The 9,069-nt window shown below is 38.2% G+C and carries 12 protein-coding genes; 4 read left to right on the forward strand and 8 right to left on the reverse strand.

Annotation, left to right across the window (positions count from 1 at the left end):
• Window positions 1-16 precede the first annotated feature (16 nt).
• Complete coding sequence (gene comGB, locus GD002_RS13785) at window positions 17-1,072, reverse strand: competence type IV pilus assembly protein ComGB (protein ID WP_153732944.1); 1,056 nt, start codon at window positions 1,070-1,072, stop codon at window positions 17-19.
• Window positions 1,059-2,066, reverse strand: coding sequence for a competence type IV pilus ATPase ComGA (comGA, locus tag GD002_RS13790; protein ID WP_153732945.1), 1,008 nt, complete (start codon window positions 2,064-2,066; stop codon window positions 1,059-1,061). Before comGA ends, comGB begins: the two co-directional genes overlap by 14 nt.
• A gap of 390 nt (window positions 2,067-2,456) precedes the next feature.
• Between comGA and GD002_RS13795 the strand changes: the two genes are divergently transcribed.
• The gene (locus GD002_RS13795; RefSeq protein WP_153732946.1) at window positions 2,457-2,699 is read left to right on the forward strand and encodes a DUF2626 domain-containing protein; all 243 of its coding nucleotides are present in this window, start codon (window positions 2,457-2,459) and stop codon (window positions 2,697-2,699) included.
• A 60-nt stretch (window positions 2,700-2,759) separates the two neighbouring features.
• Here the strand turns inward: GD002_RS13795 and GD002_RS13800 are convergent, their stop codons facing one another.
• Window positions 2,760-3,395, reverse strand: coding sequence for an MBL fold metallo-hydrolase (locus GD002_RS13800; RefSeq protein WP_153732947.1), 636 nt, complete (start codon window positions 3,393-3,395; stop codon window positions 2,760-2,762).
• 158 nt (window positions 3,396-3,553) lie between these two features.
• Between GD002_RS13800 and GD002_RS13805 the strand changes: the two genes are divergently transcribed.
• On the forward strand, window positions 3,554-3,736 hold the full coding sequence (locus GD002_RS13805; RefSeq protein WP_153732948.1) for a DUF2759 domain-containing protein: 183 nt from the start codon (window positions 3,554-3,556) through the stop codon (window positions 3,734-3,736).
• An 88-nt stretch (window positions 3,737-3,824) separates the two neighbouring features.
• Here GD002_RS13805 and GD002_RS13810 read toward each other — a convergent pair whose 3' ends face one another.
• The 5 genes from GD002_RS13810 to rpmG form a co-directional block, all read right to left on the reverse strand.
• On the reverse strand, window positions 3,825-4,883 hold the full coding sequence (locus GD002_RS13810; RefSeq protein WP_153732949.1) for a YqgU-like beta propeller domain-containing protein: 1,059 nt from the start codon (window positions 4,881-4,883) through the stop codon (window positions 3,825-3,827).
• A gap of 93 nt (window positions 4,884-4,976) precedes the next feature.
• Window positions 4,977-6,869 carry an LTA synthase family protein gene (locus GD002_RS13815; RefSeq protein ID WP_153732950.1) on the reverse strand — a complete coding sequence of 631 codons (1,893 nt, stop codon included), beginning with the start codon at window positions 6,867-6,869 and terminating at the stop codon, window positions 4,977-4,979.
• A gap of 128 nt (window positions 6,870-6,997) precedes the next feature.
• On the reverse strand, window positions 6,998-7,195 hold the full coding sequence (locus tag GD002_RS13820) for a YqgQ family protein (RefSeq protein WP_153732951.1): 198 nt from the start codon (window positions 7,193-7,195) through the stop codon (window positions 6,998-7,000).
• Complete coding sequence (locus tag GD002_RS13825; protein WP_153732952.1) at window positions 7,188-7,772, reverse strand: 5-formyltetrahydrofolate cyclo-ligase; 585 nt, start codon at window positions 7,770-7,772, stop codon at window positions 7,188-7,190. Before GD002_RS13825 ends, GD002_RS13820 begins: the two co-directional genes overlap by 8 nt.
• A gap of 55 nt (window positions 7,773-7,827) precedes the next feature.
• Window positions 7,828-7,977, reverse strand: a complete 150-nt coding sequence (gene rpmG / locus GD002_RS13830; RefSeq protein WP_153732953.1) for a 50S ribosomal protein L33 — start codon at window positions 7,975-7,977, stop codon at window positions 7,828-7,830.
• Window positions 7,978-8,147: 170 nt separating this feature from the next.
• Between rpmG and GD002_RS13835 the strand changes: the two genes are divergently transcribed.
• Window positions 8,148-8,504: a hypothetical protein gene (locus GD002_RS13835; protein ID WP_153732954.1), complete on the forward strand. Its 357-nt coding sequence runs from the start codon at window positions 8,148-8,150 to the stop codon at window positions 8,502-8,504.
• A complete protein-coding gene (locus tag GD002_RS13840; RefSeq protein WP_153732955.1) occupies window positions 8,501-8,974 on the forward strand; it encodes an endolytic transglycosylase MltG in 474 nt (157 codons plus the stop codon). Before GD002_RS13835 ends, GD002_RS13840 begins: the two co-directional genes overlap by 4 nt.
• Window positions 8,975-9,069: the final 95 nt, after the last annotated feature.

A 9,069-nucleotide genomic window follows, 5' to 3' on the forward strand; every position in this document is an offset into this window, starting at 1 on the left:
TTCTGTCTCCTCCTCATTAAATACTATCGATCATTCGATAAACTGGTAATAGGATAGCCAAATAAGACAGCAAAATGCAGATTGCTAGCACACCAAATAAAGCAGGCTGTAGGATGGCAATCCACTTATTCACTTTTTCTTCCAACTGTTCGCTCGTATGCTCACTGTATATCAATAATTCTTTGGGTAAATATCCACTATCAGAACCATGCTTTGCAAAGTCTGCTAAGCGTTCAGATAACCCATCAGTTAATCGAATCGCTTCATGCAAAGGTTCTCCATAGATCACATGAACCCTAAGGTGACTTGTGATCTCAGATAAAATAGGATCTTCTTTCTGTTCGACTAATACATTCAGCGCACTCTGCAGAGACAAACCTGATTGTAATAAACTTCCTAGTTCACTAGCAAAGTCTCTTGTTTTCATAGCACTATAAAAAGAACCAATTCCGGGAATCTTCAATAGCTTCATTAATATTTGTGCAGCTGTCAGTTTCTTCATCCAAATTCGTAGTATTACAACTGTAGTCCCCATAACCAAGACGCCTACTAACAAGAGATCCGGTATGGAGGAGACCAAACGTGGTAAAAATTGAACCAAACCTGTTTCTTGACTGGAACGCATGATAGAAAGAGCCTCAAAATTTGGCAAGAAAAATTGGCGGAACGCTAGTAATAGTAGCAGTAAAAAAGTAAACAAAACGGCAGGATACGCCAAGAGTTTCCGAATTTGCTTTTGTTTTTCAGCTGTTCGATTGACACGCTCAGCTACTTCATTCAGCGCGCGGATCAAATTACCATCGACTTCTGCAATGACAATCGGCAACATAAGACTCTTGCTGAAACCCAAATTTTTTAATATGTGCGTAACTCCGTAGCCCATCTTCAATTCTAATTCTACTTGTGTGAGCTTCTCTTCGTATTCTTTTGTGTGATAGGGCAAGATGAGAATCAATCCTTCATGAAATGTGTAGCCTTCTTGAAGCAAAACCGAAAGTCTTTGCAAAAAATCAGCAGGCTTGACTAAGCTCTTCTTTTTAGAATAATGACTCGTTAATTTATTCCACAACATTCAGTGCCTGACTTTCCAAGAAAGCTAACTGTGTATCAATTTTCCGCTCATTCGGTACAGAAAAACGTTCTCCTTTTGAAATAGCTTCTGTAGCCTGCTCGATATAGGGATCTTGCAAAATCTCAAAAATCGCCGCCGTTTCGCCCGAATGCCGAGTAATCAAACGTTGTGCTGAAATCGCAATAATTGTTTGTCTAAGCTCTTCCAAGTGAACTCCTAAGTCCATTAAGCGGTATAAGCACCCCACTGGATCTTTCGCATGAATTGTACTCAACACCAGATGTCCTGTCAAAGCAGCTTCCACCGCAATTTTCGCAGTTTCAGCGTCTCGTATTTCACCGATCATGATGACATCAGGCGAGTGACGTAAAATAGCTTTCAATCCAGCTGAGTATGTAATGCCAGATCGTTCATTCACTTGAATTTGTAACAGGTGGCTATGGTTATTTTCTACAGGATCTTCCAATGAAATTACATGGCGTTCCAATTCCTTCACACAATGAGCTGTTAATGAATATAATGTTGTGGTTTTTCCTGAGCCAGTAGGGCCAGTTACAAGAAATAATCCTTGTTTATAAGCCGCGGCTTGAGACAACTGGCTGCTCCATTCAGGATTACTACATAGCTTTTGAAGAGGTACAATTTTATCGTGTTTTTGAACGCGGATGGCGACACTTTCCCGCGATTGAATGGATGGAATGGTAGATACGCGAAAAGAGAAGTTGTGTTCAGAAAATGACCGATGAAAGGAACCGCTTTGGGGTCTGCGATGCTCACTTATATCCAATGAAGACAAAAACTTATAAAAAGAAATCAAACGGCTACCTAATGTATGAGGAAAATGGCCAATTTTCGAGAATAATGCATGTTTACGAATGGTTACATCATAGCCTTCTGATGTAGGTACGAAATGAATATCTGTCGCTTCGGAATGAATAGCTTTTTCCAGAAGCTGAAAACACGTCTTTTCAATTGGGTTCGATACAGTTTCCATAATACTCCCCTTTCTCGGTTTGATGAAAGACCACTTCTCATCTTACGCAGAAGTATACAATGAAATTGAATTGTTGAAAAGTTGTCCAAAATCCAGATTGTTTCATTTTCACTATGATAAATGACTCAAAATAGTTTTTTAACGCCAGATAATATAGCAAAAATGAATTTTCATATTATTTTTACTAGCTATTTGCTATACTAAGGATAGCTTGCATTTCGATACGCAATCAGCGATTTGGTTCGCAGGAAAGAGCAAGTTACATAATAAGTCACCAAGTAAGTACACTTTTTTGTCACAATGTAAAATTGATTGGAGTTTACTTTTAGGCTGACGTTCTATTATAATGGATAAGAGCTTATTGTATTGTTGTGAAGGAGGGACACGTAGATGGATAATATGTTCAAACTTTGCGGATTCTGGACAGGTATTTTTGCGGTCATGTTCTATGTTGGGCACATGATTCCTGCTTCTTTACTGCTAGTCGCAAGCACGATCTTCTTCGTACTACTTGGATACTTGAAACTTTCAGAGCGTATGTACATGTACTTATTTGGAGCATACTTAATGATCTTCATGGTTGGTTTCAGTTACTATTCCATTTTCATTCATGTACCAGGTGCTGGACACTAATCCGTACATACAAAAAACAGCCTCCTCACAGAGAGCTGTTTTTTGTTTTTTTTATTGTCATTAAAATCCATGTAAAAATGGATTCTGATCTTTTTCAATACCCGGGGTAGTTGCAGGTCCATGACCGGGATAAATCATCATTTCATCATCAAGTGATAATAATTCGTTATGAATGGAAGACAGCAACGTCTCCGTATGACCTCCAGGTAGATCGGTACGTCCAACACTTCCTCTAAAGAGCGTGTCTCCTACTATCGCAAATCCGTCATTTTTAAAGATATACGAAACGCTTCCTGGCGAATGTCCTGGAGTATGACGGACTCCCATTACAAAAGGTCCCACTTGTAGACTTTTTTCTTCATCTACTAACACATCGGCCGGGTTGCAAACTATATCCGGAAACATTGGATATTTCCCTGAACCATTCAGTTGCGCGTTGCCGAGCCAATCTTTTTCGGCTATGTGCAAATACACTGGAATGTCAAATGCCTTTCGAATCGTCTCGATTGCCCCGATATGATCAAAATGTGCATGTGTCAGCAAGATCGCCCACGGTTTTAACGATAGCTTCTGAATTTCTGCTAATAATGCCTCTCCTTGATCACCTGGATCAAAAACTAAACAATTTTTCTCTTCATCCTCAATTACATAACAATTCGTCTGAATCGGTCCTAATGGATGTATATGTATTTTCAATTATCTCACCTCTTTTTCTAATTTTACGTAAACACTCCGCATATTTCAAACAATCGTCATTATTTAATCTCGACAAAAGGTCTGATTAACAGTACAATAGAGAAGGAATATCGCTATACGGCATTCATTTTTTCAATGTTGAAAGGAGTGTCTACTCAATGAATTTATTGGTCATCATTTTTGGATTGATTGCAATTTTAGCAGTCTTTGGAACGGTCCAAGCTTTTAAAGAGCGGAATCTATTAAGTATAATTTTCAATGTGGTAACTGTTGTAGTTATCGGAGGCTTTACGATCGCTACTGTTATATATGCAGGATACCCACCACAGCTTCACAAATAAGTAGTTCCAAAAAATAAGGACATCCCTTGAACCGCAAGAGGATGTCCTTATTTTTATGTTTTCTAATCAATTGTGCTACTACAGCCCATTAGTTTGCAGCACCCTTATCAACCTCATCGACTTGTAACCAATTTGTCGTCTCGCCAGTTTGCAGATCAATCAGTGTATCTAAGCTGTATCCTACAAGACATACTTCTCCACTTGGGGAACAACTTAACAACCCACCTTCAATCTCTAGTTTGAATTGCTTTTCAAGTTTGTCACCAATAATATGAAGAACAGTTGTATAATCATAATTATTTTCGGTATATTCCGTAGTTGACATAATAATATTATTATCATTCAATATTTTTACATCTTCTACTGTTTCTAAAGTATTTTCGGCATTCCATGAATGCTTTATTTCTCCACCTTCTGTTAGGAGACTATATTGTGTGTCCTCTTCAGCAACTTCCACGACCAGTTGGTCAAAGAAAGCATAGAAGCTATTTACATTTTTCATAACTACGCTTTCCTCGCCTGAAGAAAGTGATCTCTTCATTAATGTAGAGTCTTCTAGATAACCTATTTTATCCTTTCCTACCCAACGAGGAAACGGATCTACTAATTCCACAGTCTCTACAGATTGGTCAATCGTATCATACAGGAGTACTTGATAGCTCCAATCTTCTTGAAAGGCAGAAATCAATAGTTTGGTAGCATCGACGTCATTCCATTTCATTTCAAGTTCTGACGACTCGACTGTTAACTCAGTCAGCACTTCTCCATCTTTTTCTATAATTATCACATTCGCTTCAGTTGGAACGCTAGCTGTTTTTACAAGTAATTGCTTCTCTACTGAATGAATAAGCACTTCAGAAATTGTGTCAGTATCTGTAAAAATCGTATGTATATCTCCAGTTGCTAGGTTAAATTTTCGGACACGGTCTACTGTGTCATGATGATCTACAAATACAATATTTTCCTTGTCTAACCAGCCGGCCACAAACCGAAAATCCTCCTCCGACGTGATAAGTGTTTGAACAGACAATCCTTTCTCATCCATAAGAGGTTCGTTTTTTTCTTCTACTTGTTCCACATCTTTTTGATCACAGCTCACCAATAAAAAGGTGATCAATATACTTACCATCACGATTGTCTGCTTCAAAACGGTTCACCTTTTCCGAATTTTATAAACATTTAGACCGTATAACTATAAAGAAAAACTGCGCGGCATAGGCAACCGCGCAGCTCCATCAACTTATTTATCCTCTTTTATCTCAAGTCTGCTCTCATTTCCATCTTTAAAACGAAGCAGGTCACCATTGATAATCGTATCCGAATAATTTAATTCAGTGTTAGCTCGCTCTATATACGGAGCACACTGCGCTTCATCTGTTGGCTCTCCTGTTTTCTTATCATAGCAAACTTCCTGTGTATATACGTTTTTGTCTGTCACCAGTCGACCATCGCGGAAAATAACAAATGGCTCATGATCTGGTGAGAACAAGTCTGCCCCAAATTGCATATCTGCTTTCGTATCAATACCTAATAAGTGTAGAATTGTTGGACGCACGTCAAGCTGTCCTCCCAATTCGTCCATTTGCTTCCCTTTGCCGTAGCCAGGGATATGAATGAACAATGGAACTTTTTGCAATTCTGCATTATCGAACGGTGTAATTTCTTTGTCCATGTACATACCCATTGCTTTGTTATGGTTTTCAGAAATTCCATAGTGGTCACCATACATTACGATAATTGAGTTATCGTACAGTCCACTTTCCTTCAATTTTGTGAAAAATTCTTTTACTGCTTCATCCATATACCGAGCAGTTTGGAAGTATTTATTCAGCGTATTGGAATTTGACGTATATTCAGGAATCAACTTATCTTCTTCATCCAAGTCAAATGGGTGATGATTCGTCAAGGTAATCATACGTGTAGCAAATGGCTTTTGCATATCCTTCATAAGTTCAACTGATTGATCAAAGAACGGAATATCTTTCATACCCCAGTTGACAGCTTGACCTTCCTCAATTGAATAACTCTGAACATCGTAAAACTTTTGGATATCCATGGCTTTATACATAATATCACGATTCCAGAAGCTTTTACTATTCGCATGCATAACACTTGTGAAATAACCATTCTCATTCAAACGTTCAGATAATGAATTATACGTGTTACCGCTATGCGTAAAGAATACTGCGCTTCCGTTACGGCCATATAATGAATTCTCTACAATGAACTCAGAGTCTGATGTTTTCCCTAAGCCTGTCTGATGATAGAAATTATCAAAGTAAAATGTATCTTTATCTTTTGTCAATTCATTTAAAAATGGTGTAATCACGTGACCGTCCATTTCATTATTAATGACGAAGTTCTGCAAAGACTCTAGTGAAACGATAATGACGTTTCGACCTTTTGCTACACCAAACATTTCAGGATTAGGCTGCGCATGATTGGCTTTCACATAGTTTTCTATTTCCGTAAGTTCTGTTCCATCTGCAAACGTACGTTGCGCGTGAGATTTGGACTGAACAAATAAATCGTACAGATGGTAATTATACGTACCGATGTTTTTCACTAGTAGCTCACGATCGAAACTACGTGTCAATAGTTGTGGACGTTGCGCCTCAGCCATTGCTAGATTGAACATTAACAACGTTGCTGCAGCTGCAAAATACACTTTTCGGCCCATCTTCTTTTGTGTAACTTGTACTGATTCCTGTTGAATAAAACGAATGGCTAACAAGACGATCACAACATCCGTAAAAAAGAACACGTCTAGAAAATGCATATTCTCTGTGATAGATGAAGTCAAATCTGCAAAGTTACTCGTTTGGAACAACAATGGAAGTGTAATAAAATCCGTGAAAAAACGATAAAAAACGGCATTACTGAACATTACAATCGAAGTCAGTAAGCTAACCGTCACAATATAACGGTTTCTTGTTTTAGTCTTTTTAATAAACAAAGCAATCCCATATACAAACAGCAAGAATGTCAGTGGATTAATGAACAAAATAAATTGCTGCATAGCATTATCAATCTTCATATTGAAACTAGTGAAATACCCGATATAGGTAGTCAGCCAAGTTGCGATAATTGCGATAATGAGTACGGAATGCTTGGGCCATTCAAACTTTCTCATTCCATCTCTTCCTTTCATTTCTATTAAATTAAGTAGTGGAGTGTTTTAGGTTCGCCTTACAATTAGACGGTTGAATGAAAGAAAAGTTTCATAAACACCAAAAAATGAGTAAATTATCCTAATAATTGTTAAGGAGTTTGATCCACGGACATTTCTTTTCGTAGGACCAAAACGGACTGTAAGTAGGTTTGCTGATCGATAAACTGATGATCGAACAGCTCTTTCACTTCTTGTTCCATGGCAATGATATCTTGATTTCTATTACCCGTATAGATGATCACTCCAAACCTTTTTAACAATTGGTAGACATCGTAAAACTCATTCATTCAACTCACGTGCTTTCTGACAATCTATGATACGTTCTTCAGTATATAAATATGATACAGGTATATCATGAGACTCTCTTTCCATAGCAGTTTGGATTTGCTGTTCAAATGCCAATGAAATTGTCTGATGTGGATAATTGGATAAATAACGGTCATAGTAACCACCGCCAAAACCAATGCGATAGCCTTCTTCGGAATAGACCACACCCGGCACAATTTGCAAGTCAATATCTTCAGCTGCCACGGATGTCGTGAGATCGATTCGAGGCTCTCGTAAATCCAGATATACTGTTTCTGTTTGATCAAACGATTCAATCAGGCGGAAATCCATTTGCCTAGAAGAAGGGATGCATCTTGGAATTGCAATTCGTTTCCCGGTTTGCCAAGCGATTTCGATCAAACGATGCGTTGCCACTTCCGGAAACCTTGACAGCGTGATCCCGATCGTATCTGCATGCTTAAATTCATCCGAAGCAAGAACTTGTTTCTGTATAAGAGCCGATTTTTGTTCGTGATCAGATGGACTTAATTGATGTAATTGCTCTAAAACCTGTTTTCTTAGAATTTGCTTATCCACTGCTCTACCTCCCGTAAGAAAAAACCAAAACCGAAGCAGGTTTTGGTTTTACTAATTATTTCGTTTCACGGTGCAAAGTTTGTTTTTGTTCACGTGAGCAATATTTTTTCATTTCAAGACGTTCTGGATTGTTACGCTTGTTTTTCTTTGAAATATAATTGCGCTCTCCACATTCCGTGCAAGCGAGTGTAATATTTACGCGCATTACTGTCCCTCCCACTCATTAGCGATATAAAGTAAAATATGAGCATGATTTATACGACTAATAAATTATAGCATATAATTGCTCATTGTACAGCAGAAAGATTGAAATATCATTCGAGAGATGCCTATGGTATTATAGTAGGAAACTCTAGTTATTTTGGAGGTACAAAAATGGACATCTCTTTAATTTTACTAATTATTGGTGTGCTGGCTGTCCTAGCGTCTTTTTTTGTAGGGAATCACTCTCGAACATTTGAAGATGAATTAGAAAAAGTATCCGTCAGCCTCCATCAGGAAACAAGCAATTTAAAAAAAAGAGTTCGTGTGCTGGAAGAAGAACTGATGGTCACCCCACCCATTCAAGAAAGTTTTGCTACTGCTCCTAAAAAAACCGTACACGCCATCATCGTCAATCAAATCACTTCGTTGCATAGTCAAGGGTACACGATCCATGAAATTGCACAAAGAGCTTCTATGTCTGAAGATGAAGTGGCCGCTGTTCTCCGTTCTAAAGGAGTTCGCACATGATCAAAGAACTATTGCGCTCGGTCGGAATTGGCTGCTTACTAGCGGGTGGTATTTTATATACCGTAAGCAACATTCCACAAGTAACAGAGGAATCTCTAAAAAAAGAGCTGACTGCAACTCAAAAAGAATTAGAAGTTGTCAAGAAAGAATTAGCTATTTCACAAACATTGACGTCAGAAGAACAGCCGGATAATCAAAGTAAACCAGATGTTAAACCAGTGGATCAGCAAAAACGAGCGTCAGAAAAAGACATTGAAACAACAGTTATAACAAAGAAAATAGCTGTCCAGTCCGGATCTAGCTCTGCAGATTTATCGAGCACGTTGGAACGCGCACATTTGATTTCGGATGCAACAAAGTTTGATGCGTACATGAAAGAAAATGGATATGCCGGAAAAATCCAGATTGGAACATTCGAATTGCGTTCTGATATGAGTTTTGAGGAAATAGCTAACGTGTTGACAAAGTAAAACAACCTCCTGTGAATGTAAACTGTACCCTTTGTAAAGGACAATTAAAAAAAGCCTATGCTATTTGTTGAAGTTGCTGCCTGTATTTTGCAGGC

Origin of the sequence: Sporosarcina obsidiansis (assembly GCF_009651005.1) — a bacterium.
Lineage (GTDB): Bacteria > Bacillota > Bacilli > Bacillales_A > Planococcaceae > Sporosarcina > Sporosarcina obsidiansis.

Coding starts and splice junctions, on each gene's coding strand:
- comGB (WP_153732944.1), bottom strand. CDS start 1,072: ATGTTGTGGAATAAATTAACGAGTCATTATTCTAAAAAGAAGAGCTTA.
- comGA (WP_153732945.1), bottom strand. CDS start 2,066: ATGGAAACTGTATCGAACCCAATTGAAAAGACGTGTTTTCAGCTTCTG.
- GD002_RS13795 (WP_153732946.1), top strand. CDS start 2,457: ATGGATAATATGTTCAAACTTTGCGGATTCTGGACAGGTATTTTTGCG.
- GD002_RS13805 (WP_153732948.1), top strand. CDS start 3,554: ATGAATTTATTGGTCATCATTTTTGGATTGATTGCAATTTTAGCAGTC.
- GD002_RS13815 (WP_153732950.1), bottom strand. CDS start 6,869: ATGAGAAAGTTTGAATGGCCCAAGCATTCCGTACTCATTATCGCAATT.
- GD002_RS13820 (WP_153732951.1), bottom strand. CDS start 7,195: ATGAATGAGTTTTACGATGTCTACCAATTGTTAAAAAGGTTTGGAGTG.
- rpmG (WP_153732953.1), bottom strand. CDS start 7,977: ATGCGCGTAAATATTACACTCGCTTGCACGGAATGTGGAGAGCGCAAT.
- GD002_RS13835 (WP_153732954.1), top strand. CDS start 8,148: ATGGACATCTCTTTAATTTTACTAATTATTGGTGTGCTGGCTGTCCTA.
- GD002_RS13840 (WP_153732955.1), top strand. CDS start 8,501: ATGATCAAAGAACTATTGCGCTCGGTCGGAATTGGCTGCTTACTAGCG.